The sequence below is a fragment of the Peptoniphilus vaginalis genome, assembly GCF_900176605.1.
Classification (GTDB): domain Bacteria; phylum Bacillota; class Clostridia; order Tissierellales; family Peptoniphilaceae; genus Peptoniphilus_A; species Peptoniphilus_A vaginalis.
The window spans coordinates 201865-228110 of record NZ_FXLP01000005.1; the positions used below are offsets into that span (position 1 = coordinate 201865).

24 protein-coding genes are annotated in these 26246 nt (G+C 33.3%); all 24 read left to right on the forward strand.

Going from position 1 to position 26246, the window contains the following annotated elements:
* The first annotated feature begins 111 nt into the window (after positions 1-111).
* The 24 genes from nifJ to tgt all read left to right on the forward strand — a co-directional run bounded on the left by nifJ (position 112) and on the right by tgt (position 26211).
* Positions 112-3648 carry a pyruvate:ferredoxin (flavodoxin) oxidoreductase gene (gene nifJ / locus CAN42_RS05745; protein WP_085875904.1) on the forward strand — a complete coding sequence of 1179 codons (3537 nt, stop codon included), beginning with the start codon at positions 112-114 and terminating at the stop codon, positions 3646-3648.
* Between the two features lie 615 nt (positions 3649-4263).
* Positions 4264-5247: a phosphate acyltransferase PlsX gene (plsX, locus tag CAN42_RS05750; RefSeq protein WP_085875905.1), complete on the forward strand. Its 984-nt coding sequence runs from the start codon at positions 4264-4266 to the stop codon at positions 5245-5247.
* A complete protein-coding gene (acpP, locus tag CAN42_RS05755) occupies positions 5247-5474 on the forward strand; it encodes an acyl carrier protein (RefSeq protein WP_062571094.1) in 228 nt (75 codons plus the stop codon). Before plsX ends, acpP begins: the two co-directional genes overlap by 1 nt.
* 4 nt (positions 5475-5478) lie before the next feature.
* The gene (gene rnc, locus CAN42_RS05760; RefSeq protein WP_085875906.1) at positions 5479-6174 is read left to right on the forward strand and encodes a ribonuclease III; all 696 of its coding nucleotides are present in this window, start codon (positions 5479-5481) and stop codon (positions 6172-6174) included.
* Positions 6167-7216, forward strand: coding sequence for an elongator complex protein 3 (locus tag CAN42_RS05765; protein WP_085875907.1), 1050 nt, complete (start codon positions 6167-6169; stop codon positions 7214-7216). Before rnc ends, CAN42_RS05765 begins: the two co-directional genes overlap by 8 nt.
* A 4-nt stretch (positions 7217-7220) precedes the next feature.
* The gene (gene smc, locus CAN42_RS05770) at positions 7221-10742 is read left to right on the forward strand and encodes a chromosome segregation protein SMC (RefSeq protein ID WP_085875908.1); all 3522 of its coding nucleotides are present in this window, start codon (positions 7221-7223) and stop codon (positions 10740-10742) included.
* Positions 10743-10751: 9 nt separating this feature from the next.
* On the forward strand, positions 10752-12146 hold the full coding sequence (ftsY, locus tag CAN42_RS05775; RefSeq protein ID WP_085875909.1) for a signal recognition particle-docking protein FtsY: 1395 nt from the start codon (positions 10752-10754) through the stop codon (positions 12144-12146).
* 478 nt (positions 12147-12624) lie between these two features.
* The gene (gene ylxM / locus CAN42_RS05780; protein WP_062571099.1) at positions 12625-12981 is read left to right on the forward strand and encodes a YlxM family DNA-binding protein; all 357 of its coding nucleotides are present in this window, start codon (positions 12625-12627) and stop codon (positions 12979-12981) included.
* A gap of 11 nt (positions 12982-12992) precedes the next feature.
* Positions 12993-14330 (forward strand): signal recognition particle protein, encoded by a 1338-nt coding sequence (gene ffh, locus CAN42_RS05785; RefSeq protein ID WP_085875910.1) that lies wholly within the window; start codon positions 12993-12995, stop codon positions 14328-14330.
* Between the two features lie 49 nt (positions 14331-14379).
* The gene (gene rpsP / locus CAN42_RS05790) at positions 14380-14679 is read left to right on the forward strand and encodes a 30S ribosomal protein S16 (protein WP_005956761.1); all 300 of its coding nucleotides are present in this window, start codon (positions 14380-14382) and stop codon (positions 14677-14679) included.
* 20 nt (positions 14680-14699) lie between these two features.
* Positions 14700-14933, forward strand: a complete 234-nt coding sequence (locus tag CAN42_RS05795; protein WP_085875911.1) for a KH domain-containing protein — start codon at positions 14700-14702, stop codon at positions 14931-14933.
* Entirely contained in the window at positions 14920-15423 is a 504-nt protein-coding gene (gene rimM, locus CAN42_RS05800; protein ID WP_062571102.1) for a ribosome maturation factor RimM, read from the forward strand. Before CAN42_RS05795 ends, rimM begins: the two co-directional genes overlap by 14 nt.
* Positions 15420-16163, forward strand: a complete 744-nt coding sequence (gene trmD, locus CAN42_RS05805; protein ID WP_085875912.1) for a tRNA (guanosine(37)-N1)-methyltransferase TrmD — start codon at positions 15420-15422, stop codon at positions 16161-16163. The genes rimM and trmD overlap by 4 nt, the downstream gene beginning before the upstream one ends.
* Entirely contained in the window at positions 16150-16497 is a 348-nt protein-coding gene (gene rplS / locus CAN42_RS05810) for a 50S ribosomal protein L19 (RefSeq protein WP_062571104.1), read from the forward strand. The genes trmD and rplS overlap by 14 nt, the downstream gene beginning before the upstream one ends.
* Positions 16498-16558: 61 nt before the next feature.
* Complete coding sequence (locus tag CAN42_RS05815) at positions 16559-18202, forward strand: glycosyl hydrolase family 18 protein (protein ID WP_342364441.1); 1644 nt, start codon at positions 16559-16561, stop codon at positions 18200-18202.
* Positions 18203-18268: 66 nt separating this feature from the next.
* The gene (locus tag CAN42_RS05820) at positions 18269-18922 is read left to right on the forward strand and encodes a zinc dependent phospholipase C family protein (protein ID WP_062571106.1); all 654 of its coding nucleotides are present in this window, start codon (positions 18269-18271) and stop codon (positions 18920-18922) included.
* Positions 18923-18977: 55 nt separating this feature from the next.
* Positions 18978-19973: an aspartate--ammonia ligase gene (asnA, locus tag CAN42_RS05825; RefSeq protein WP_085875914.1), complete on the forward strand. Its 996-nt coding sequence runs from the start codon at positions 18978-18980 to the stop codon at positions 19971-19973.
* Positions 19974-20055: 82 nt separating this feature from the next.
* Positions 20056-20817, forward strand: a complete 762-nt coding sequence (locus tag CAN42_RS05830) for a hypothetical protein (protein ID WP_062571108.1) — start codon at positions 20056-20058, stop codon at positions 20815-20817.
* Between the two features lie 38 nt (positions 20818-20855).
* Positions 20856-21350 (forward strand): crossover junction endodeoxyribonuclease RuvC, encoded by a 495-nt coding sequence (gene ruvC, locus CAN42_RS05835; protein ID WP_085875915.1) that lies wholly within the window; start codon positions 20856-20858, stop codon positions 21348-21350.
* Positions 21350-21934, forward strand: coding sequence for a Holliday junction branch migration protein RuvA (gene ruvA / locus CAN42_RS05840; protein WP_085875916.1), 585 nt, complete (start codon positions 21350-21352; stop codon positions 21932-21934). Before ruvC ends, ruvA begins: the two co-directional genes overlap by 1 nt.
* A 4-nt stretch (positions 21935-21938) precedes the next feature.
* Positions 21939-22940, forward strand: coding sequence for a Holliday junction branch migration DNA helicase RuvB (gene ruvB / locus CAN42_RS05845; protein ID WP_062571111.1), 1002 nt, complete (start codon positions 21939-21941; stop codon positions 22938-22940).
* Position 22941: 1 nt separating this feature from the next.
* A complete protein-coding gene (locus CAN42_RS05850) occupies positions 22942-24060 on the forward strand; it encodes a SpoIID/LytB domain-containing protein (RefSeq protein WP_085876375.1) in 1119 nt (372 codons plus the stop codon).
* A 13-nt stretch (positions 24061-24073) separates the two neighbouring features.
* Entirely contained in the window at positions 24074-25093 is a 1020-nt protein-coding gene (gene queA, locus CAN42_RS05855; RefSeq protein ID WP_085875917.1) for a tRNA preQ1(34) S-adenosylmethionine ribosyltransferase-isomerase QueA, read from the forward strand.
* Between the two features lie 5 nt (positions 25094-25098).
* Positions 25099-26211: a tRNA guanosine(34) transglycosylase Tgt gene (gene tgt, locus CAN42_RS05860; protein WP_062571113.1), complete on the forward strand. Its 1113-nt coding sequence runs from the start codon at positions 25099-25101 to the stop codon at positions 26209-26211.
* The last annotated feature ends 35 nt before the right edge of the window (positions 26212-26246 follow it).

Genomic DNA, 26246 nt, shown 5'->3' on the forward strand with positions numbered 1-26246 from the left:
ATCTTTCTAAGACTTTTATTAATAATATTATTGAAATTTATTAAATTAAGTCCTATAATATAAACAGTATGGTTAGTTAATATTTATATTATTAATAATTAGGAGGCAAATATGTCTAAAACATTTAAAACAATGGACGGTAATGAAGCAGCCGCTCACGTAGCTTATGCGTTCTCTGACGTTGCTTGTATTTACCCAATCACACCTTCTTCACCAATGGCTGAGCATATTGATGCTTGGGCTTCTCACGGAAGAAAGAACATCTTCGGTCAAGAAGTATTGGTTAAGGAGTTACAATCTGAAGGAGGAGCTGCTGGAGCTGTTCACGGTTCACTACAAGCTGGATCTTTAACATCAACTTACACAGCATCTCAAGGTTTATTACTTATGCTACCTAACATGTACAAGATAGCAGGGGAATTACTTCCAGGTGTATTCCACGTTGCTGCTAGAGCACTAGCATCACACGCACTTTCAATCTTTGGAGACCACCAAGACGTTATGGCAGCAAGAGCTGCAGGACTTGCTATGTTAGCATCTGGTTCAGTTCAAGAAGCAATGGACTTAGCTGGGGTTGCTCACTTAGCTGCTATCAAGGGAAGTTTACCTTTCATTCACTTCTTTGATGGCTTTAGAACATCTCACGAAGTTCAAAAAATTGAAGTACTTAATTACGATGATTTAGCAAAACTAGTAGATAAAGAAGCAGTTAAGGCTTTCAAACAAAGAGCTCTTAACCCTAACGGACCCGAAATTAGAGGTACTGCACAAAACCCTGATATCTACTTCCAAGAAATTGAAGCTTCAAACCACTATTACACTGATATCATTGATATCACTGAAGGTTATATGAAGGACATTTCTAAATTAACTGGTAGAGAATACAACCTATTCAACTACTACGGTGCAAAAGATGCTACTGATATTATCGTAGCAATGGGATCAGTAACTGAAACAATAGAAGAAGTTGTTGATTATTTAAATGCAAAGGGACAAAAGACAGGACTTATTAAAGTTCATCTTTACAGACCTTTCTCAATTAAGCACTTAATGGCAGCAATTCCAGAAACTGTTGAAAGAATTGCAGTTCTTGATAGAACTAAGGAAAAGGGAGCAGTTGGACAACCACTTTACCTTGACATTAGAGATGCTTTCTACGAATCAGATAAAAAACCACTTATCGTTGGTGGTATCTATGGTCTAGGTTCAAAGGACACTAACCCAACAGATATCCTAACAGTTTACGAAAACCTTAAAGCTGACCAACCTAAGAACGACTTCACAATTGGTATTGTTGATGATGTAACTCACAAATCACTTGAAATTAAAGAAAACATCACAACTGAACCTGAAGGAACTATTAGATGTAAGTTCTGGGGATTCGGATCTGACGGTACTGTAGGTGCAAACAAATCTGCTATCAAGATTATCGGTGATAACACTGACATGTATGCACAAGGTTACTTTGACTATGACTCTAAAAAATCTGGTGGGGTTACAATGTCTCACTTAAGATTTGGTCACAACAGAATTACATCAACTTACCTACTAACAGAAACTGACTTCATTTCATGTTCAAAACAATCTTACGTCTACTCTTATGACCTATTAAGAGGACTTAAGAAGGGTGGAAAGTTCCTACTAAATACTATTTGGAATGACGAAGAACTTGACGAACACCTTCCAGGATATATGAAGAAATATATTGCTGAAAATGAAATTGAATTCTACACAATCAACGCTACTAAAATAGCTGCAGAAGTTGGACTTGGCGGAAGAACTAACATGGTAATGCAAGCTGCATTCTTTAACCTTTCTCAAGTACTTCCACTAGATGAAGCTGTTAAACTTCTAAAACAAGCTATCGTAAAAGATTACGGTGCAAAGGGTGACGATATTGTTAATATGAACTACGCTGCAGTAGATCAAGGTATTGGAGCTCTTCACAAGGTAGAAGTTAAGGATTCTTGGAGAGATGCTGATACAACTAAGAACTTCAAAATCAATGGAGCTCCTGAATTTATCAACAACATCCTAATCCCAATGAACAGACAAGAAGGTAACGATCTTCCTGTATCAACTTTCATCAACATGGTTGACGGAACATTCCCATCAGGAACAAGCCGTTACGAAAAGAGAGGTATTGCAGTTAATGTTCCTCACTGGAAGAGCGAAAACTGTATCCAATGTAACCAATGTTCACTAGTTTGTCCTCACGCAGTAATTAGACCTTTCCTAGCTGATGAAAAAGAAAAGGCTAATGCACCAGAAAGCTTTGAAACAGTTAAGGCTAGAGGTAAGGGACTTGAAAATTATGAATACAGAATGCAAGTTTCTCCACTAGACTGTACAGGTTGTGGAAACTGTGCTCAAGTATGTCCAGCAAAAGAAAAAGCACTTGTTATGTCACCATTCGAAAATGAATTAGATGTTCAAGCAGCTAACTGGGAATATGCATTTGAAAATATAAAATCAAAACAAGAAAATATTGAACCAAACAACTTCAAGAATTCTCAATTCCAAACTCCATATCTTGAATTCTCAGGAGCATGTGCAGGTTGTGGAGAAACTCCTTATGTAAAACTTGTTACACAATTATTTGGAGATAGAATGAGTATTGCTAATGCTACAGGTTGTTCATCAATCTGGGGTGGATCAGCGCCATCAATGCCATATTGTACTGACGATTGTGGAAATGGACCATCATGGGCTAACTCCCTATTCGAAGATAATGCTGAATATGGATATGGTATGGCTGTTTCTCAAACTCAAACAAGAAATAGAATTAAAAACCTTATGGAAGACTTCATTGAACTTAACCTTGATGCAGAAGCAAACGAAGCATTCAAGACTTGGATTGAAGGAATGGATGACTACAAAACTTCTAAGGCAGCAAGTGCAAGTGTAGTAAAAGTTCTTGATAAGAAATTCGGCAACGACAAGGCAGATGAAATCATTGATGACCTTAAGGGTCTTGAAAGATTCTTAATTAAGAAGAGTCAATGGATCATTGGTGGAGACGGTTGGGCTTACGACATCGGATTCGGTGGAGTTGACCACGTTCTAGCATCTGGTGAAAACATCAACATCCTTGTTCTTGATACTGAAGTTTATTCAAACACTGGTGGTCAAGCATCTAAGTCAACTCCAACAGCAGCAATTGCACAATTCGCAGCAGCTGGTAAGTTAACTAAGAAGAAAGATCTTGGTCTAATGGCAACAACTTATGGTTATGTATATGTAGCTCAAATTGCTCTTGGTGCTGACAAGAACCAAGCTTACAAGGCAATTAAAGAAGCTGAAGCTTACAATGGTCCATCATTAATCATTGCTTACGCACCATGTATTAACCACGGTATTAGAGTAGGTATGGGCTTCTCAATTGAAGAAGAAAAGAAAGCTGTTGAAACAGGTTACTGGCACCTATACAGATTCAACCCTGAACTTAAAGAAGAAGGAAAGAATCCATTCATCTTAGACTCTAAAGAACCAACTAAACCATTCAGAGACTTCCTTGATGGAGAAGTAAGATATACATCTCTTAAGAAGTTATTCCCTGAAAGAGCAGAAAAACTTTACGAAGTTGCTGAAGAAAATGCTAAGGAAAGATACGAAGGTTATCTTGCATTAGCAGAAGGTGAAGAATAATTTTTGTCAAATAATACAATTTCTAAATAAATAAATTTAACTCGCTTGAGGAAACTTGAGCGAGTTTTTTTATTGACTTTTATATTTTCTATGACTTCATTTTTCTTATTGCAGCTTGATGGTATTTAAATAATTGTTTTTTGGAATTGATTAGTTATAAATTTATGTGAAGTAATAAGCAATTTGTTTATGAAACTTATCAAGTTAATATTTTCTTATTAATTAGTAAAACTTGAAACTCTTGTAGATTAATGCTGAACTATGAAATTTTAATAAGTGATGAATTTTTATAAAGTCGTGAATGTTTAATAAGTTGTAAAAAATCCTACTTAATGATTTTTTATTAGCTTGTAGAAAATAAAATTTTAACTTTGATGGCTTACGTTTATTTGGATTTTAAGGAAGTTAATTTAATTTAAGAGGGACTTGAATAGAAATGAATTTCTTTTTAGGAAATTAAAATTAGCATCATTAGAAAAAAAGTAATATTCATCATACAGCTAAATTATAATTTTGCTTGTTTCGATAGAAGTTAAGAAATCTTATTAAATAATGGCAAAAGATTGATTTTTTTAGTCATTTAATATAATATTAAGTTTATTAATGGAGGTCGAAATGAAATTAATATTTGATATAAATGGTGGCGACAACAAGCTTGAAATCCTTAAGGGAGCTATTGATGCTTCCAACGAATTCAATAATGAAGTCATCCTTGTGGGAAGAGAAGACTTTATAAAAGAAAATCTTCAAGGTTTAGATTATAATAAAGATAAAGTTGAAATAGTGGATGCAAGTGAAAATATAGAAAATAATGAAGAACCTGTTTTTGCTTTAAGAAAAAAGAAAGATTCTTCTATTGTAAAGGCCTTGACCCTATTAAAAGAAAAGAAGGCTGATGCATTTATTTCTGCAGGAAGTACTGGCGCTTTATTAGGCGGTGGAATCTTTATTGTAGGTAGGATACAGGGAATAAAAAGAGGAGTTCTTCCAACTCTAATCCCAGGTCTTAAGTCAAATACACTTGTTATAGATTCAGGTGCCAATATGGACACAAGCCCAGAACTCTTAGAAGAATTCGCAATTTTAGGCGATGTCTTTTTACGAGAATACTATAAGATAGAAAATCCAAAAATTGGACTTTTAAATGTGGGTGCAGAAGAAGGCAAGGGCAATACTCTTTATAAAGGTGCCTACCAAAAATTAAAAGAATCTGATTTAAACTTTGTAGGTAATGTGGAAGCTAGAGATATTATGGACAATGATGTAGACCTACTAGTTTGTGATGGATTTGATGGAAATGTTCTTCTTAAATCTATTGAAGGTCTTGTAGATTTTACAACAAAAAGTATATTTCACGGGATTGCAACTTCAGACCTAGATGACAAAAGTAAAAAGGCTTTTACTGAATTTTTGATGAAGAAGCTTAAAAATCTAGATGCTAAAGAAGTTGGGGGTACAATTCTATTGGGAATTGATGGAAATATTATTAAGGCCCATGGAAATTCTGATGCTAGAGCTATAAAAAATGCTGCTAAGTACGCCATAGATATAGCAGAATCTAATATTGTAGAAAAAATAAAAGATAAGGTGGAAAAATAATGAAGGATAGAATTTTACAAATTATTGCTGAACAATTTAACATTGATCAAGATGATCTTACAGAAGATATGAACTTTCAAGATGACTTAAATGCTGATTCTATTGAACTTGTAGAACTTGTAATGACTATAGAAGAAGAATTTGAGACAGAAGTTTCTGAAGAAGATCTTGAAAAGTTAAAGACTATTGGCGATGTAATAGAATATGTAGAAGATTTGGAACAATAATTACATGATCTTTTCCAACTTAAAAAATCTTGAAAAAAAATTAAATTATAATTTTAAGGATAAAGGTCTTTTAGAAACCGCCCTAACTCATTCATCTTTTGTAAATGAAAACAAAATGAAACAATATGAAAGCAATGAAAGACTTGAATTTCTTGGGGATGCTGTTCTCGGTCTAGTTATTGGAGAGTATTTTTATAAAAGCTTTCCAAGAGACCTAGAAGGGTCTTTAACTAAGATGAGGGCAGAGTCTGTTAATGAGAAGGTCTTATTTTTCATTTCCAAGGGTCTGGAACTGGGAGACTTTATAAGATTTGGCAAAGGGGAAAAGAAAAATGGCGGCAACAAGAGGGAGTCAACCTCTGCTGATGCTTTGGAGGCTCTAATTGGGGCTATTTTCCTGGATTCAAACTTTAATAATGCAAAGAAAATAGTCTTGAATTTATTTGATGAATTCTTAAAAGAAGATGGATATAAGCTCTTTAATATTGACTTCAAAACTATGCTGCAAGAAGAGGTCCAAAGGTCTGGTCAAAAAGCTGAGTATAAACTGGTAAAAGAAGAGGGACCTGATAATGACAAAACTTTCTTTACAGAATTATACTTAGATGAAGTTTTGGCTGGTAGAGGATCTGGCAAGACTAAGAAGGAATCTCAACAGGAAGCTGCAAGGGAAGCTCTAGAAAGGAAAAGGAATGTCTAAGAGAAATATTATACCTATTTTCATTCCTCACTACGGTTGCCCCAATGATTGCGTTTTTTGTAACCAGAGAAAAATTACAGGTATGTCTACAGATATTTCAAATAGTGATGTTGAAGATACTATTTTGGAATATCTTTCTTATTTTAAGAGGAAGGATAATGTTGAAGTTGCATTTTATGGTGGAAGCTTTACTGCTATCCCACTTGAAGAACAAGTTGGATTTTTAAAGGTGGCTCATTCATATAAGGAAAAAGACCTAGTTAAGTATATAAGACTTTCAACAAGACCAGATGCCATAGATGATGAAATTTTAGAAAACTTAAAAAAGTATGGAGTAGATATAATTGAACTTGGGGTTCAAAGTCTTGATCCTAAAGTTTTAAAGTTATCCAACAGGGGACACGATGCATCTTGTGTATATGAAGCTGCCAATCTAATCAAGTCTTATGGATTTAAGTTAGGTCTCCAACAAATGGTGGGATTACCAGGAGATACTTTAGAAAAATCTCTTTATACTGCAGGGGAATTCGTAAAATTAAAGCCCTATTGCGTTAGGATATATCCAACACTTGTTATAAAAGAGACAGCCCTTTGTAAAAATCTTGAAAAGGGATCATACAAGTCCCTTGAATTAGGAGATTCAATAAAATATGTGGCTGATATTCTAAATATTTATTATAAAAATAATATTAATGTAATAAGGGTTGGTCTTCAGCCAACAGATAATATAAACTATGGTGTAGATATTGTGGCAGGTGCCTTTCATCCAGCTTATAGGCAATTGGTAGAATCTTTTTATTTTAAAAATGCACTTATAAATTATTTTATGGATTCGAATAATCTTGCTGATGAAATTACACTACTTGCCCAAGGGAAAAATATTTCTAACATTAGCGGACAAGGGTCAGAGAACAAGAAGGAAATTATAAAAAAAATTGGAATAAAAAAAATAAATCTTAGGCAAAAAAATTTATCTGATTTTGAAGTGGAAATTTTGTCAAAGAAAGACGAAGTTATTGATGTGAGAAACTACTACAGGTGAGCAAATGTTTTTAAAATCCGTTACTATGCAGGGCTTTAAGTCCTTTGCAAATAGAACAAAAATTGAATTAGATGAAACCACTACGGCAATTGTCGGACCCAATGGAAGTGGAAAAAGTAATATTACAGATGCAATAACCTGGGTATTGGGGGAATCTTCTGCCAAAAACCTTCGTGGAAGTAAGATGGAGGATGTAATTTTTTCTGGAACTGACTCCAAAAAGCCCCTAGGCATGGCTGAGGTAACTATTGTATTTGACAACTCAGATAAGTCCCTTAATGTGGATTATAGCGAAGTTTCTGTAACTAGGAGAATGTATAGGTCCCTTGAAAGTGAATTCTTAATTAACAACAAGAAGTGCAGGCTTAAAGACATTAAAGAACTCTTTATGGATACAGGAATTGGTAAGGACGGCTACTCTGTTATAGGTCAAGGAAAGATTGAGTCTGTCCTTAGTTCTAAACCTGAAGACAGGAGAAATATCTTTGAAGAGGCTGCAGGAATTTCAAAGTACAAGTATAAGAAAATTCAATCTAAGAATAAACTTTTAAAGACAGAGGAGAACCTCATTAGGATTGAAGATATTCTTTCAGAAATAGAAGTTCAGGAACAAAACTTAAAAACTCAAGCAGAAAAAGCTGAGTCCTATTTAAAAGATTATGAAGAACTGAAGATTTACGACATAAACTTTTCTTGCAAGGATATGAAAAAACGTGAAGAGGACTTACTCGACAAGGTCAAGGAACTTGAAGTTTTAAAGTCCGATTCTGATCAAATCATAAATAATAGGGAAGATTTATCCAAAAATCTGGAAGAAATTCAAGAAAAGCTTGAAGGTCTTAAGGAAGAAAACGAGACTTCTAGTGAAAAATTAAGTAGTTACAAAGAAGACTTTGATAAGTTAAATTTAGAAATAAACCTAGATGAGGAAAAAATAAATTCTCTAAAAAGGGATATTGAAAGAATTGGCTTTGAAAATGAAAGCATAGATAAAGAATTACTAAAGTCAAGAGAATTAATAGGTGAAATTGAAAAAGATAGGGAAGTATTAAATTCTTCCAAAGAAGAAATTCTTGAAAAACTAAATATAAAAGAAGACTTAATAAAAAAATTAGAAGCCGACTTTAAGAACCTAGAAGATCTTGGCAACTTAAATTTTGAAAATAAAAATAAGCTAAAAAATGAAATAGAAAATATAAAATTCAAGAGCGAAACCCTTGAAGATATAATAGAAGAAAAAAACAACAGGAAGTCTAATCTTGATAAGTCCATAGAAAATCTAAGAGAAAATCAAACTGAATTTGAAAAAATCATTGATAGGGATACTTTAGAATTAAAAAATTTAAAGGAAAAACTAGAAAGTGATGACCAAGACTTTGAAAAAACCAAAAAAGATCTTTTGAGACTTGATGATGAAAATAAAAAGCTTGAATCTGATTTAATAGAAAGAAAAAATGAAGGAAATGAAATCCTTGCAAGGTTAAAGATTCTTGAAAATATGGAATCCAACTACGAAGGCTACAACAGGACTGTCAAATCCTTTATGAATTTTTCTTCAAAAAACAATATTTTCAAGGATTCACTTTATGGTCCTGTTGCAGAAAAATTTTATGTGGAAAAAGATTTCGAAAGAGCAATTTCTGTTGCTCTTGGGTCCATGTCCCAAAACATAATTGTATCCTCTACTAAGGATACCTCAGAGATGTTAAAAATCTTGGAAAAAAATAAGATGGGAAGGGCGACTTTTCTTCCACTAGACAGAGTTTCTGGAAGTAGAGTGAGTATTAACTCCAAAGAAGAAGGTATGGTTGGCATAGCTTGTGACTTAATAAAGTTTGATGAAGTATTTAAGGGAATTTTTTATAATTTGCTTGGAAGAGTTATAATAGCTGACAATTTTAAAAATGCCTCAAGGATTTCAAAAAAACATAAGCTTAAGGTTGTAACTCTAAAGGGTGAGGTCTTTAATCCATCGGGAGCCATAACAGGTGGGTCACTTAACAACTACAATAGTTCTTTTATCTTGCGTAAAAATGAAATTACTGATTTTCAAAATAAGTTTAAGGGAGTTCAAAGTCAACTTAAAAAACTTGAAGCAGAAAAGAAGGAAGTTGAAGAAAAAATTTCAGGCCTCAATGATTTTGCAGGCACCTATATGGAAAAGAGAAATTCTATAAGCCTCAAGATTAATGAAATTGAGTCAAATATTTACAAAAATAAAAATGACAATGAGCTTAACTCCCAGTACTTAAACAAGTATCTAAGAGAAAGAGATGAGCTTGAAGAAAATATTAAAGCAGACTTAAATAGTTTAGAGGACAACAAGCTTCAAATTGAAAGCAAGAATAAGTTACTTGAAGAGCTCTTAGAAGAAGTTGATAGTGGAGATAGGCTAGAAGAACTTTCAAAAGAAATTGAAGGATTAAAGAATGAAAAAATAGAAATTCAACTACTTGAAAGGGAAAATAGAGAAAAAATCCTCTACAAGTCCAGGGAAATTGAAAGAATAAAGTCTGAAATTTCTGCGATTGATGAAAAACTTGATAATAATAAGAAAATATTAGAAGAGTCTCAAGCTAATATTGAAGCAAAGACTAAATCTAATGAAGAAAATAAAAAATCTCTTGAAGAAATTAGGGAATTTATAGACAACTTAAATCTCAAATTAGAGGAAGTTAAGAAGGACTTAGATGAGAAAAATAAAGCTTACTTAGACAAGAGAGAGGAGCTTTCAAACCTTAAGGAGAAATTCCTAATAATAAGTTCTGAAATAGAAAAAACTGAACTAAAAATTGAAATGAATAGAAATAAAATTTCTAGTGAAGTGGATAGGTTAAAGGAAGACTACGACATCCTAGATTATCATGACTTTATTGACGAAAATCTAAAGGACTTAAAAGAGGGAACTCTTAGAAGATTAAAGAAAAAAGTTCGCGATTATGGAGAAGTAAATATTTCTTCTATTGAAGAGTACAAACTTGTAAAAGAGAGATGCGATTTTTACACTTCACAAAGGGATGACTTGATTAATTCTAAGGAAGAAATAAAATCTATTCTAAACAAGCTCGACCATGAAATGAAAAAATTATTTAACGAAGCTATGGAAGAAATTTCTGGGAACTTTACTGAGATTTTCAAAATTTTATTTAATGGCGGTCGAGCAGAGATAAGTATAGAGGGAGATGTCTTAGAATCGGGAATTGAGATCAAGGCTTCGCCTCCAGGTAAGAGATTACAATCTCTTTCATTATTATCTGGTGGGGAAAGGTCCCTGACTGCAGTAGCTCTCTTGTTCGCTCTATTAAAGTATAGACCAGCATCTTTTTGTATCCTAGATGAAATTGATGCGGCCCTTGACGATGCAAATATCAAGAGATATGCTGATTACCTTTTAACTCTTAAAGGAATTCAGTTTATAATCATAACACACAGGAAGCTAACAATGGAGATTGCAAAGACTATGTATGGTGTTACAATGGAAGAGAAGGGAATTAGTAAATTGTTCTCTGTAAAATTAAAGGATTAGGAGATAGATATGTTTAATTGGTTTAAGGATAAATTTAAGAAAAAAGATGACAAAGAAATTAAGGAAGACTTAATTGAAGAGAAGCTTTCTGAAGAAGTTGCACCCAAGGAAGATGCTGATGAAGAAATTATTTTAACTAATGAGGAGATTAGGGAAGAAGAAGCTCAGGAGTTAGAAGAAATAGAAGAAAAGTTAGAAGAAGCTTCAGAGGAAGGCAAACTTTCTGATGAAGATGTTGACAATTCAGTAAAAATAGAAGACACAAAGGAAGCTTCTATAGACAAGGAAGTTGTTGAAGAAGCTTTAGATAAAAAGGAAGAAATCCAAGCAGAAGAAGTTCAAGAAGAAAGAGAAGAAATTAAGGAAGAGCTTGAAGAAGGTTCAGAGGAAAGAAATCTTTCTGAAGTAGAAGAAGAAACTAAAGAAGAAACTAAGGAAGCTAATGATAATGAAGAAGTAGAAGAAGTAGAAGAGATAGTAGAAGAGCCAAAAAAAGTTTCTCTCTTCCAAAGACTAAAGGCAGGTCTAGACAAGACTAGAAAAGAAGTTGGAATTAAAATCAACACTGTCTTAGGTGCCTATGTCAAAATTGATGACGAAATGCTTGAAGATCTAGAAGATATTTTAATATCAGCAGATATTGGAATGGAAACCACAATGAAGCTAATTGACAACTTGCGTGAAACAATAATCAGGGAAAAGATTAATGATCCACAAGAGGTTAAGCCACTTTTAATGGCAGAAGCAAAAAAACTTATGAATCCAGAGTTAAACACTCCAATTAAGACAGATCCACCAGTGATTATTTTAGTAGTTGGAGTAAATGGAGTTGGTAAGACAACAACTATTGGTAAGCTTTCTTCAAGATTTAAAAGAGATGGCAAGTCAGTTCTTGTTTGTGCAGCAGATACCTTCAGGGCAGCAGCTATTGATCAGTTAAAAGAATGGGGCAATAGGGCCCACGTTGATATAATTAGTCACGCTGAAGGGTCAGATCCTGCGGCGGTTGTTTTCGATGCAATTGAAGCAGCAAAGGCTAGAAAAACTGACGTCCTTATAGTTGACACAGCAGGAAGACTTCACAACAAGTCTAATCTAATGAAGGAACTTGAAAAAATTAATAGGATTATTTCTAACAAGTTCCCAGAAGCAAATCGAGAAAACTTATTGGTACTTGACTCAACAACAGGTCAAAATGCAATTAACCAAGCTAAGACCTTTAGAGAAGCAACTGACATAACAGGAATTGCACTAACAAAGCTTGACGGAACAGCCAAGGGTGGCGTTGTTGTTGCCCTTCAATCAGAACTTGGAATCCCTATTAAGCTTATAGGAGTTGGGGAAGGAATTGATGACCTTCAAGACTTTAACATTGATAGCTTCTTAGAAACAATTTTTGGTTAAAATTTATAAAATTATTTAGTAGGTCTTAGGACCTACTTTTTTAATACAAACTTTTAAGTTAAGTCCACAAAAAATTATAGAAAGCCCTATTGTGGAAAATAATTTTAAATCTAGTTAGAAAAATTGAAAAATAAAATGTCATTAAGTTATATAAACTAACAAAACTGCAAAAAATCATAAAGTAATAAAAATTTATGGCTTTATAGAAAATTACAAAGCAAAGAATTTTTATGACTTAACAGAAAATTAATAAGTTACAAAGTTTTGTGGAGTCATATTATTTTGCTACATAATAAAAATTTAATAAGTTGTCATACTCTTTCCATTAAAAGTTAACTGATGATAGTGGAGAAGCCAAAAAATTCATAAAAAATTAAAAAACTTTAAAATAAATGTTGACATTAAGTAGGCAATTAGTTAGAATTAGATAGGTCAAGTAAAGAGGTTGACCTCATGAGAAAAATGGTGAGGTGATATAATGAATGAGAAATTTTTCAGGATGAACAGTTTACTTGATTTCTACGGAAAGCTTCTTACTGAAAAGCAGATGAAGGCTGCCCTAATGTATTATGTTTATGATTGCACAATCAATGAGATTTCATCTGAACTTAATATATCTAAGCAAGCAGTATTCGATAACTTAAAGAGAGCAGAGAACAACTTAGAAGATTTTGAAGCAAAACTTGAGCTTATAAAAAATGCAAAAAAAGAAGAAGCTAAGAAACAAATAAAAAATGAAAAAATAGAAAGCATTTTAGAAAGTATAGAAAAAGAAAGTCTAAGTCAAAATAATAATTTAAAAATTAAAGAGCTTAGAGAAATACTTTTTGACTAGGAGGTGGATTTTTGATATTCGAAAGTTTATCCGATAAATTGCAAAATACTTTGCAAAACTTAAGAGGTAAAGGCAAATTATCTGAAAAAGATATTGACGCGGCAATGCGTGAGGTAAAACTTGCACTTCTTGAAGCTGACGTAAACTTCAGAGTTGTAAAAGACTTTGTCAAGGCAGTAAAGGAAAGGGCTTTGGGAAAAGAAGTTTTAGAATCCCTAACTCCCGGCCAGCAAGTAATAAAAATTGTTAATGAAGAACTCACAAGTTTAATGGGTACTAGCGAGGTTAAAATTGACTTCTCAAAGAAACCAACAGTTATAATGATGTGTGGTCTTCAGGGTGCAGGTAAAACTACTACAAGTGGTAAGCTTGCCAATAAATTAAAAAAAGATGGAAAAAGACCTCTTTTAGTTGCTTGTGACGTTTACAGACCAGCAGCTATAAAACAACTTCAAGTTGTTGGTGAGTCTGTTGATACTCCAGTATTTACTATGGGAGATAAAATTTCTCCAGTAGATATTTCCAAGGCAGCTCTTGAACATGCCAAGAAAAATGGAAATGACGTAGTCATCATAGATACTGCAGGTAGACTTCACATAGATGAAGCCCTTATGAAGGAGCTTCAAGATATTCACGAGGCACTTGAACCATCTGAAGTTCTTCTTGTCCTCGATGCAATGACAGGTCAAGATGCAGTAAATGTTGCTGACACATTTGATGACATGTTAAAGTTAACAGGTGTTATCTTAACTAAACTTGATGGTGACGCCAGAGGTGGTGCTGCCCTATCAATTAGGTCGGTTACAGATGTTCCTATTAAGTTCATCGCCAGCGGTGAAAAAATGGATAATATTGAAGTCTTTCATCCAGATAGAATGGCTTCAAGAATACTTGGAATGGGAGATGTGCTCTCCTTAATCGAAAAGGCACAATCAGCTGTTGATGATAAGAAGGCAAAGGAACTTGAAGAAAAGCTTAGGAAGTCAACTTTCACTTTTGAAGATTTCCTAGACCAAATGCAGCAAATGAAAAATATGGGGCCACTTGAAGATATAATAGGAATGATTCCTGGTATGAACAGCAAGGCTCTAAAGGGTATTAGCTTACCTGATAATGAATTTGCAAAAGTAGAGGCTATTATTCTTTCTATGACTAAGAAGGAAAGACAAAAGCCAGAAATTATAGATTCTTCCAGAAGGAAGAGAATAGCAAAGGGATCTGGAACTAGTCCAGCCGATGTAAACAAACTTATTAAACAGTTTAAGGACATGAGAAAGATGATGAAACAATTTGGAAATATGTCCAAGACAATGGGAAAGAGAAAGTTTAAATTACCTTTTTCCTTTTAAGTTAGCTTATATATTTTAATATATAAATTTTTTTGTGGAGGTGAATAATTTGGCAGTTAAAATTAGACTAAGAAGAATGGGTGCTAAGAAAAAACCCTTTTATAGAATAGTTGTAGCAGACTCTAGAAGCCCTAGAGATGGAAAGTTCATCGAGGAGATTGGTTATTATAACCCACTTACAACTCCTAAGGAAGTTGTTGTAGATGCAGAAAAAGCTAACAACTGGATTAAGAATGGTGCAAAGCCTACTGATACAGTTGACAGACTTTTCAGAGAAAACTCAGTGTACAGCGCTGGTGCTAACTCAAATAATACAGCAGAAGCAAGTGAATCAGAAGCTACTGAATAACAGTATGTTTGGAGGACCAAATGGTTGAATTAATTGAATATATTGCTAAATCTTTAGTTGACGATCCTTCTTCAGTTGATGTAGCAATGACTAAGAATGATAATTCAATTTATATTACTCTTAAAGTTGCATCAAATGAAATGGGAAAAGTTATTGGCAAACAAGGTAGAATTGCTAAGGCAATAAGAGCAATTTTAAAAGCTGTTTCACTAAAAGAAGATGTAAAGGTTAATTTGGAAATTGAAGAATATTAAAGATTCAATTACTTGCATTGGTAAAATTATTAATACTCATGGTATCAAGGGGGAACTTAAAGTTGATCCTTATACCTTTGACAAAAAGAGGTTTTCTAAACTTAAGAGCGTCTTTGTAGGTGAAGATTTAAAAGAATTTTTTATTAAAAAAGTTCGAGTTAATGATTTTGTCTATTTAAGCTTTGAAGGCTATGAAAATATAAACGATGTTCTAAATCTAAAAGGGTCTAAGCTTTATATTAAGGATGAAGACAGGTTAGAACTTAGGGAAGACCAATACTATGTTTCTGATTTAATTGGAAAAGAAGTTTATGACACTGATGGCAATTACATTGGAGTCTTAAAGGAAGTATTGGAATACCCTGCTAATGATATTTTTGTCGTAGAAGGCAAGGACAAGGAAACTTATCAGGTGCCTGGAGTAAAAGAATTTATAAAAAAAATAGATTCAACAATAACTATTAAGTTAATAGAAGGAATGATTTTGTGAAAATTAGTGTTTTAACATTATTTCCCGAATTCATAAATAATATTAGAGATTTTTCTATTGTTGGAAGATCTATTGGCCAAGGAAAGCTAGAATTAGAAACTGTAGATATTAGAGATTTTGCCGTCAACAAATATTTACAAGTCGATGATTACCCCTATGGCGGTGGACCTGGTATGCTAATGCAAATTAAACCAATAGTAGAGGCAATAGAATCTGTAAAGACAGAAAGATCTAAAGTTTATTATATGTCCCCACAGGGCAAGGTGCTTACACAGGATAAGCTAAAAGACTTAAAAAATGAAGAACACATTATTCTTTTAAACGGTCACTATGAAGGTATTGACAATAGGGTCATTGAAAATTATGTTGATGAAGAAATTTCCATTGGTGATTATGTTTTAACTGGTGGAGAGTTGGCATCTATGGTTATTATTGATGGCGTGTCAAGACTACTTGATGGTGTACTTGCTAGTGAGGAGTCCTTTGAGGATGAATCACACTACAATGGACTTTTAGAACATCCCCAATACACTAGGCCAAGAGAATTTAGAGGACTTGAAGTTCCTGATATTCTTTTAAGTGGAGATCATGAAAAAATTAGGAAGTATAGGCTCAGAGAGTCTATAAAAAATACTTTACAGAAAAGGCCTGACTTATTAAAAGATAAAACTTTAAATGATGAAGAAAAAGATATTTTGAAAGATTTACTGGAAGGAGGTAAAGACAATGGATTATATTAGAGCTATTGAAGCAGAACAAATAAATGAAAACTTACCTAAATTTAATGTTGGAGATACAGTTAGCGTTCACTACAGAATTATCGAAGGCGAAAGACAAAGAATCCAAGTATTCGATGGTACTGTTTTAAAAATTCAAGGAAAAGGCGCTAGAAAGACTTTCACAGTAAGAAGAATTTCTTACGGTATTGGAGTTGAAAGAACTTTCCTACTTAACTCACCAAGAATTGCTGATCTTGTTATTACAAGAAAGGGTAGAGTTAGACGTGCTAAACTTTACTATCTTAGAGATAGACAAGGTAAGGCTGCAAAAGTTAGAGAAAAAACAAACTACTGAGAATGGGACTTTAAGTCCTATTTTTAGTATCTTTTATTTTGAGCAAATAAATTAAAAAAGGGTGATAAATTTGAAAAAACTTTTTGTGGGACTCTTATTAATTATTGTCCTAGCAGCTGGTGCATTTTTATTTGTTGAAAATAGAGGAACTAGCAAAATTTCAACTAAGTACGATAAGTTTAACTTTTTGACAGAAGACAAGGACATTGATAAGGACGATTTTTGCATTGAAGATGGAATGATTTATCTTTCCCTTGACTACATAAAAGAATACCTCGATAAGGGTGTAGAATATGATAAGTCAACTGGAGAAGTTAAAATCAACAACGATCATGCTAATAAAATTTTAAAATTAAATGAATACAAAGCAAAGTTCAACAGCGGTACAATTGATTTGCGTGCTCCTGTTATTGAAAAAAATGGAAAGATTATGCTTCCAATTGAAGCCTTTATCTATGACTATGATGTTAGGTTAAGATACAACAAGGACATTAGACTACTTCTTCTTGACTACAGGGATAAGGATTATGATTTAACAAAAACTACATCTGAAACCTTATTAAGAGAATCTGATTCTAAGAGGAGCCCAATTATTAAAAAGCTACCTAAGGGAGAGGAACTATATGTATATGAAGAAAAGGGTAAGTGCTGCAAGGTCAGAATGCCTGAAGGATATGCTGGTTATGTTTTAAAGAAGGACCTAGATGAAAACTTTGAGAAAGTTTCCTTTAAGTCAACTTCAAAAAATACATTTGCCAATCCAATAAACTTAACTTGGGACTACACTTATGCAGAACATTCTGAAGACAAAATAAACCAAATAAAAGAAATTAAGGGACTTGATGTTATAATACCAACTTGGTTCTCCATTAGGAATGGAAATGGGGATATGATTGACAGGGGAAATCAAAATTATATTAAAAAATACAAGGACCTTGGAATAGATGTCTGGGCATATCTTGACAACTCCTTTGATCCAAATGTAACTCATGAGGCCCTATCAAATGAAAACACTCGTAAGAAAGTTATAAATAAAACCTTAGAACTTTGCAAGAAGTATGGAATGAAGGGAATAAATATTGACTTTGAACATACAAGGGTAGACGATAGAGATTATATAACAGACTTTGTAAAAGAGTTTAGGCAAGCTGTAGGTGATGACTTCATTATATCTGTTGATGTTACACCACAAATATCAGCTGATGTTACAAAGGAACCTTATGATAGAAAGGCTCTTGCTGATATTGCTGACTATATGGTAGTGATGGCCTACGACCAACACTGGGGATCTTCTGACAAGGCTGGATCTGTTGCCCAATACAAGTGGGTAGAAGGATCAGTCAATGTATTATTTAGAAGCATACCAAATAAAAAAATGATTCTTGGAGTCCCACTTTACACTAGAATGTGGAAGGAAGCTGGTGGCAAGGTAACTTCTAAGACAATTTCTATGGATGAAGTTGCTAGAATAATCGCTGCCAAAGGCTTGAGACCAGTTTGGGATAAAGAGTCACAACAAAATTATGTTGAGTATCAAGAAAACAATGCTAACTATAAAATTTGGATTGAAGATGCAAATTCACTTGAAAAGAAGGTATCCCTTGTTAACAAATATAATCTAGCAGGAGTTGGAAGCTGGAGACTTGGCTTTGAAACTTCAAATATTTGGGACGTAATATCAAAGGAACTAGACAAGACAAACTAAAAATTGACAATTTTGCTATAAAAGTATAAAATCTTTTTGTAAATATGATGAAAATTTTTATTTAGGATGTGTTTAAAAATTTTACCAGATACACATAAAATCGTGGCAAGGATTGTCCACGATAGAATAAAAGACAAATACAATGTCAATTTAAATTTAGGAAAAGTGCTTTGGGGATCAGTTGCCCCTGATGTCCTTCCTTATTATAAGTTGAAGAGACATTATTTCGACGAATCTGGAGAATATATAGCAAAGGAAATTACTAAATTAATTTTCTTTTCAAGATTTTCTTATTCAGAAGGAAATGAAAGCAAATTATTAATTAACTATGTGAGCAAGAGGCTTGGCATAATAATGCACTATCTATGTGATTTTGTTTGCTATCCTCATGCTTACAGAATGACTTTCGTAGAAAATTTGAGAAAACACGTTAAGTACGAGCAAGACTTAGCTCTTTATGCAAGGGAGAATAAATACCTAGAAAAAGATTTTTCTTCAGTAATCAGTGTTGATGATATTAATTTTTTAGAAGATTCTGATATGAAACTTGAAGAAAGAGTTATGAAGTATTTAATAGATGTTATAGACCAATACAAGGGGTCAGATCATTCTTTTGACAATGATTTAAATTTTGCTTTAAATCTTTGTACAAATATTTCTATTTTAGTTATTGAATCAAGTCTCCAATTTCAAGGAGATTTTGATATACAATATATTTAAAAGAAATCTTTCGCTTATTGTGGGTGAAAGATTTTTATAATTAGGGAGGAAAAAAATGAGGAACAACTCTAGTGCTACAAAATTAGATCTTAGAGAGACACAGATAGCAATCAAGTCAGTTAAGGATTACTTTCAAAGAGATTTAGCAAACACTCTAAACTTACAAAGAGTTTCTGCCCCTCTATTTGTAAGACCTGAAACAGGGCTTAACGACAACTTAAATGGAGAAAAAGCTGTAGACTTTGATCTTAGACATTATGGAATCAATGTTGAAATTGTTCAATCTCTTGCTAAGTGGAAGAGAAATGCCCTTAAGGATTACGGATTTAATATGTATGAAGGAATCTACGCTGATATGAACGCCATTAGGGCAGAAGAAGAGCTTGATGAAATTCACTCTTCCTATGTAGACCAATGGGACTGGGAAAAAATTATAAATAAGTCTGATAGAAATAAGGAGTATCTTTTCTTAATTGTAAGAGAAATTTATTCTGTATTTAAAAGAACTGAAGAATATATTAATCAAACTTATCCTTACATTCTTTCAAAGAAACTTCCAGAAGAAATCTTCTTTATAACTTCCCAAGAATTAGAAGATAAGTATCCAGGAAAAACTCCTAAGGAAAGAGAAAAATTAATTTGTAAGGAAAAGGGAGCAGTCTTCATCATGGGAATTGGTCATGAACTAAAGTCTGGCAAGCCACACGATCTTAGATCACCTGACTATGATGATTGGAACCTAAATGGGGACATCTTGTTCTGGGATGAAGTCATAGATAACTCTCTTGAAGTTTCAAGTATGGGTATTCGTGTTGACGAAGAATCTCTAAAGAGCCAATGCGAACTTACAAATACAACTGAAAGGTTTAAACTTCCTTATCACCAAAATATTATGAATGCAGATTTACCTTACACTGTAGGTGGAGGTATTGGTCAATCAAGAATTTGTATGTTCTTCTTAGAAAAGCAACACATTGGTGAAGTTCAAGTAGGCGTTTGGGATGAAAAGAGTTTAGACTTCTGTAAAGAAAACAAAATTAAATTATTATAATTACATTACATTTACAATTTGGATTTCAATCCTCCGTGACTTATAGTATAATTATTTTATACGAACTAACGGAGGATTTTTTATGGATTTGGCTGAAAAATTAAATCAGACACCTTATAAAAGGCTTGCCTTTAAAGATATAAAAAAATACCTAATCGCAAACTTCTTGTACAAGGGCGACTTGGATAGCATAAACATTTTACTGAATCTTTACAATGTTTACGAGTCTATTGAAAACATTTATCCAAGGTATGTTACTCTTGAGAATTTGAGAAAGGATATTGTAAAGGTTTATAGGCAAAAAGAGGGAATTGAACTTATATCGAGAAACCTCTCCAATCTTATTCATGATGATATAAATAGGCTTGAACTATATTTATACTTAGAGGGATATAGGCTCGGTTTTAACTCAAAAAAGCACATTAATATGCTTGAGATAATAACCTTGAAGCACCTTACTATAGATGAACTTTACAATAGAAAGAAACTTTTTCAATATGAATTTAAGAACGAGGAAGTTTTATCTTTTAAGAAGTTAGTTTTCAAGGAAATAAGAAAAGATAGGCAAATAAGGATTTTTATAAAAAACACTCTTACTGATGTTAGAAAAAGACTTCTCAATAGTAAGATCCAAAGTATAAACGACCACCTAGACTTGCAGCTTATTTTTAGAAGTCAAGATGACGACGTTGAAATAAAAGAAGTTGACTCATACTTAACTGATTCTGAAATTGAAATTTTAAATAATAAGATTTCTAAATTTCTATACATAGATTGTTTCAGAGTTTTTAGAAATGCTTTTTGGGATGGAGTTAACGACAGAGTTTTAAAGAGATACAAGTAAGGATAGTTTTATACTATCCTTTTTAAAGTGGTGATAAATTGGTAATTTTGGGGATTGACCCAGGGATAGCTATTGTTGGGTATGGATTTATAGAACTCAAAGGGAATTCTTATAAAGTTTTGGATTACGGAGCAATAACAACAGAGGCAAAAGTTCCACTTCCAGAAAGGCTAAATGCAATATACCAAGATATGAATGATCTTATAGAAAGGTATAAACCCGATGACATAGCCTTTGAAGAACTTTTTTTTAACAAGAATGTAAAGACAGCAATAACAGTTGCTCAAGCTCGTGGAGTTGAAGTCTTAGTTGCCAAAGAATCTGGAGCAGGACTCTACGAATACACTCCTCTTCAAGTAAAACAAGCCATAGTTGGTTATGGAAGAGCTACAAAAAATCAAGTTCAAGAGATGGTAAAGATTATTTTAAACTTAGAGAAAGTTCCAAAACCAGATGATGTTGCAGATGCCTTGGCAGTTGCAATAACTCATGGAAGCTCAATTAAGTTTAAAGAAAGTTTTAGGATGATATAATGATAGAATTTTTAAAGGGAAGAGTTCACTCTACTGATAGGGGGTACCTAGTACTTGAATCCAATGGAATAGGCTATATTGTAAATATGGTAGAAAGGGAACTTCACACTTTTTATGAAAAAGAGGAAGTTTTCATTAACATCAGGCTGGTTTTAAGAGAGGATGCAGCAATTTTATATGGATTTAGACATATAGAAACAAGAGATGCCTTCGATCTTCTTACAAGTGTTACGGGAATTGGACCTAAGCTAGCAATGGGAATTCTTGATGGCGATGATGTAATTAACATTGCAAAATACATTGTATCAAAGGATGAAAAATCTCTTACAAAATTACCAGGTGTTGGTAAAAAAACTGCTCAGAGGATAATCCTTGAATTAAAGGACAAGGTTGAGAAGTTAGACTTAGACTTGACTTCTATGACTGATGAAGTAGAAATTATCGAGGAAAAGGATGATTCAGCAGTTGAGGCTCTAATTTCCTTGGGTTATAATGTATATGATGCTAAAAATGCATTAGACAAAGTAGATCCTTCACTTGATATTTCTGAGAGAATAAGAGAAGCTTTAAAATTAATGGGTTGATAAAATGGAAAAAAATAGATTAGTGGAGCCAGAGCTTATTGATGGCGATGCTAGGGAAGTAAGTCTTAGACCTAAGTGGTTAGAAGAGTATATTGGCCAAGAAAAGGTAGTTAAGAATTTAAAAATTTTTATTGAAGCTGCCAAAAACAGGTCAGAGCCCTTGGATCACACACTTTTAAGTGGGCCACCAGGACTTGGGAAAACTACACTTGCTGGTATAATTGCCAATGAAATGGGTGTTAACCTAAAAGTTACATCTGGTCCTGCAATTGAAAAACAGGGAGACCTAGCGAGTATTCTTACAAATTTAAATAATGATGATGTTCTTTTTATAGATGAAATTCACAGGTTAAATAAGTCTGTGGAGGAAATCTTATATCCTGCTATGGAGGACCATGCTTTAGACATAATAATAGGCAAAGGACCTTCTGCAAGGTCTATAAGACTTGACCTTGCACCCTTTACACTTATTGGGGCAACTACAAGGGCAGGTATGCTTACATCACCTCTTAGAGATAGGTTTGGGGTTATGCTTAAGCTAGACCTTTATGATAGTAAGTCTCTAGTTGAGATTATAATGAGGTCGGCAAAAATTTTAAATGTTCCCATAGAAGAAGAGGGAGCTTTAGAAATTGCGAGAAGATCAAGAGGAACACCAAGAATTGCCAATAGACTTTTAAAGAGAGTAAGGGACTATGCTGAAGTAAAAGAAGGTGGAGTTATAACAACAAAAGTTGCTATAAAGGGACTGAACCTTCTTGAAATCGATAAGTTTGGCTTAGACAATATTGACAGAAGAATAATACTCACTATGATTGAGAAATTCAACGGAAGACCAGTGGGAATTGATGCGATATCAGCAGCTATTGGTGAAGATAAGGGAACAGTAGAAGATGTTTACGAGCCTTATTTAATGCAAATAGGCTTTATTATTAGAACGCCTAGAGGAAGAGTGGCCACTAAGAGGGCCTATGATCATTTTGGTTTGGAGTATAAGGATGAATGAAATGAAAAAAATATTATTGTTAGCTTTATTTTTGGTTTTACTGCCATTAAATATCTTTGCTAAGGAAGACTATGACAAGATTGACATAAAAGTTGGAAAATCTATTTCTGTTGGGGAAAATTTAAAATTAAAATCAAAATCTAATCTAAAAGTTATTACTTCTGATGAACAAGTCATTAATAATACAAATAATAAAGAGATTAATATTATATTTGACGGTAGTAAAATTAACATAGATGGTAAAAACTTTACATTAAAAAACTTCCCTCAAAATGGAGCTTTTTTAATATCTTCTGATTCGCCGATTTACGTTGACAAGATTAAGAGAAACTATGGAGGAGCAATTTCCTTTAGAGTTAACAATAAAAAACTTGATGTAGTAAATAGGGTGGAGATAGATGAATACTTAAAGGGAGTTCTTCCTAAAGAAATGAGCCCAAGCTTTCCAATGGAATCTTTAAAGGCTCAAGCACTTTGCTCAAGATCTTTTGCCATAAACAACTACAACAAGTTCAAAAAAAATGGTTACAATCTTGATGATACTACAAGATCACAAGTATATTATGGAAAAGATGTTGAAAATAAATCTACAAATAAGGCTGTAGAAGAAACTATTGGACAAGTTATTAAGTATAAGGGTGAAGTTGCAGAGACAATTTTTTGCGCTTCTTCTGGTGGTTATACAGTTTCATCTTCTGAGGCTTGGGGCGGAAATAGTGTTCCTTATCTTATAGCACAAGAAGATCCTTATTCAGTTCATCCATGGAATTATGAGCTTAAAGATAGTGACTTAAAGAAGTTAAATTTATCTGACGTATTTAGTGTTAGTCTTGACTATAATAATTCAAATAGAGTTAATAACTTGACTTTTTCTACATCTAATGGAGATGTAAAAATCAAGGCTACTGATTTTAGGAAAAAAATTGGCAATACAATTATAAAGTCAACCCTATTTGATGTAAATGTAATAGGAAATAAAATATTAGTAAGTGGTAAGGGATACGGACATGGTGTCGGCATGAGTCAGTATGGTGCTGTCGAAATGGCTAAAAAAGGAAGCAATTACAAGGATATTATTGGATTTTATTTTCCAGGTATAAATATAGAAAAGATAAAATAATAGAAAGGCAAAAATGAAAACAAAAGATTTTTATTACGACTTACCAAAGGAATTAATAGCACAACATCCTGAAGAAAAGAGAGACCATTCCAGACTTTTAGTTTTAGATAAAGAAACTGGAGAAATGGAACACAAACATTTTTATGACATAATAGATTATCTTAAAAAGGGTGATTTGTTGGTATTAAACGACACCAAGGTAATGCCTGCAAGAATTTATGGACACAGGGAAGGGCGAGAAGAAAAGATTGAATTTCTTCTTTTAAATAGAAAAGATGATATTTGGGAATGTTTATCTAAGCCTGGTAAAAAAGCAAAATTAGGAACAAAAATTATTTTTAGTGACAAACTTTCTGCTGAGGTTGTAGATATCTCCGAAGATGGATCCAGATTTTTAAAGTTTGAGTACGATGGGATATTTGAAGAAATCCTAGATGAACTTGGAGAAATGCCACTTCCTCCCTATATAACAGAAAAGCTAGAGGATAAAAATAGGTATCAAACAGTTTATGCCAGGGAAGAAGGATCAGCTGCAGCACCAACTGCAGGACTTCACTTCACAAAAGAACTTCTTGAAAAATTAAAAGATAAGGGTGTAGAAATTTGTTACATTACTCTTCATGTTGGACTGGGAACTTTTAGACCAGTTAAGGTAGAAAATGTTGACGAACATGAAATGCACTCTGAGTTTTATGTAATGACAAAGGAAGTTGCAGATAGAATTAATGCAGCTAAAGACAGGGGAAGCAGAGTGATTGCAGTTGGGACTACAAGTGTGAGAACTGTTGAGTCAATTGCCAATGAAGATGGAAGAGTATGTGAGAAAAGTGGATTTACAAATATATTTATTTATCCACCTTATAAGTTTAAATGTGTCGATGCACTTATAACAAACTTTCACTTGCCAGAATCCACCCTTCTAATGCTCGTGTCATCCCTAGCAAGTAGAGAAATTATTTTAAAGGCCTATGAAGAAGCAGTAAAGAAAAAATATAGATTTTTCAGCTTTGGTGATGCCATGTTTATAAGGTAGGTTTTATGTTTAAATTTGAATTATTAAAAACTTCTAAGGATTCAAAGGCAAGACTTGGAAAGATAACGACAAATCATGGGGAAATAGAAACCCCAATTTTTATGCCAGTAGGGACAAGAGCTACAGTTAAGACAATGACACCTGATGAGCTAAAAGATATTGGAGCTCAAATAATCTTATCAAACACCTATCATTTATTTTTAAGACCAGGGACAGAGATAATAGAAAAGGCAGGTGGTCTTCACAAGTTTATGAATTGGGATAAACCAATTCTAACAGACTCAGGAGGATTTCAAGTTTTTTCTCTATCCGATAATAGAAAAATTACTGAAGAAGGTGTTCACTTCAGGAGTCACATTGATGGGAGTAAGATGTTTATCTCTCCAGAAAAGTCAATTGATATACAAAACATTTTGGGGTCAGATATAATTATGGCTTTTGATGAATGTGCACCCTATCCAGCAAGTCATGAATATATTGATCATTCAATGAGAAGAACTCTTAGATGGGCTGAAAGATGTAAGAACCATCACAAGAATGTAGATAATCAAACTCTTTTTGGAATTATCCAGGGAGGGATGTACAAGGATCTAAGAGAAATTTCTGCAAAAGAAATGGTTGATATGAACTTTAAGGGTTATTCCATTGGAGGGCTTTCAGTTGGAGAACCTATTGATTTAATGACTGAGATTTTGGATTACACAACAGACTTTATGCCAGAAAACAAACCAAGATACCTAATGGGAGTTGGAAGTCCAGATTACTTATTCGAAGCAGTGGAAAGAGGAGTGGACATGGCAGACTGTGTTCTTCCTACAAGAATTGCAAGAAATGGAAGTGTCTTAACTCATCAAGGAAGAATTCCAATAAAAAATGCAATTTATAAGGAGGACTTCTCAAGGCTTGATGATGAATGTGACTGTTACACTTGCAGGAATTTTTCAAAGGCATATCTTAGACACTTATTTAATGTAGACGAGATACTTGGAATGAGACTAGCAACTATTCACAATCTCTATTTCTTAATAAATATGATGGAAAACATTAGAGAGTCCATTAGGGGAGACTACTTCCTTGAATATAAAAAAGATTTTTATAAAAAATATGGTTACAAGTAAAGACTTAAAGATATTCTTGTTAAGTTATGAGTTTA

Coding starts and splice junctions, on each gene's coding strand:
- nifJ (WP_085875904.1), top strand. CDS start 112: ATGTCTAAAACATTTAAAACAATGGACGGTAATGAAGCAGCCGCTCAC.
- plsX (WP_085875905.1), top strand. CDS start 4,264: ATGAAATTAATATTTGATATAAATGGTGGCGACAACAAGCTTGAAATC.
- acpP (WP_062571094.1), top strand. CDS start 5,247: ATGAAGGATAGAATTTTACAAATTATTGCTGAACAATTTAACATTGAT.
- rnc (WP_085875906.1), top strand. CDS start 5,479: ATGATCTTTTCCAACTTAAAAAATCTTGAAAAAAAATTAAATTATAAT.
- CAN42_RS05765 (WP_085875907.1), top strand. CDS start 6,167: ATGTCTAAGAGAAATATTATACCTATTTTCATTCCTCACTACGGTTGC.
- smc (WP_085875908.1), top strand. CDS start 7,221: ATGTTTTTAAAATCCGTTACTATGCAGGGCTTTAAGTCCTTTGCAAAT.
- ftsY (WP_085875909.1), top strand. CDS start 10,752: ATGTTTAATTGGTTTAAGGATAAATTTAAGAAAAAAGATGACAAAGAA.
- ylxM (WP_062571099.1), top strand. CDS start 12,625: ATGAATGAGAAATTTTTCAGGATGAACAGTTTACTTGATTTCTACGGA.
- CAN42_RS05795 (WP_085875911.1), top strand. CDS start 14,700: ATGGTTGAATTAATTGAATATATTGCTAAATCTTTAGTTGACGATCCT.
- rplS (WP_062571104.1), top strand. CDS start 16,150: ATGGATTATATTAGAGCTATTGAAGCAGAACAAATAAATGAAAACTTA.
- CAN42_RS05820 (WP_062571106.1), top strand. CDS start 18,269: ATGTGTTTAAAAATTTTACCAGATACACATAAAATCGTGGCAAGGATT.
- asnA (WP_085875914.1), top strand. CDS start 18,978: ATGAGGAACAACTCTAGTGCTACAAAATTAGATCTTAGAGAGACACAG.
- CAN42_RS05830 (WP_062571108.1), top strand. CDS start 20,056: ATGGATTTGGCTGAAAAATTAAATCAGACACCTTATAAAAGGCTTGCC.
- ruvA (WP_085875916.1), top strand. CDS start 21,350: ATGATAGAATTTTTAAAGGGAAGAGTTCACTCTACTGATAGGGGGTAC.
- ruvB (WP_062571111.1), top strand. CDS start 21,939: ATGGAAAAAAATAGATTAGTGGAGCCAGAGCTTATTGATGGCGATGCT.
- CAN42_RS05850 (WP_085876375.1), top strand. CDS start 22,942: ATGAAAAAAATATTATTGTTAGCTTTATTTTTGGTTTTACTGCCATTA.
- queA (WP_085875917.1), top strand. CDS start 24,074: ATGAAAACAAAAGATTTTTATTACGACTTACCAAAGGAATTAATAGCA.
- tgt (WP_062571113.1), top strand. CDS start 25,099: ATGTTTAAATTTGAATTATTAAAAACTTCTAAGGATTCAAAGGCAAGA.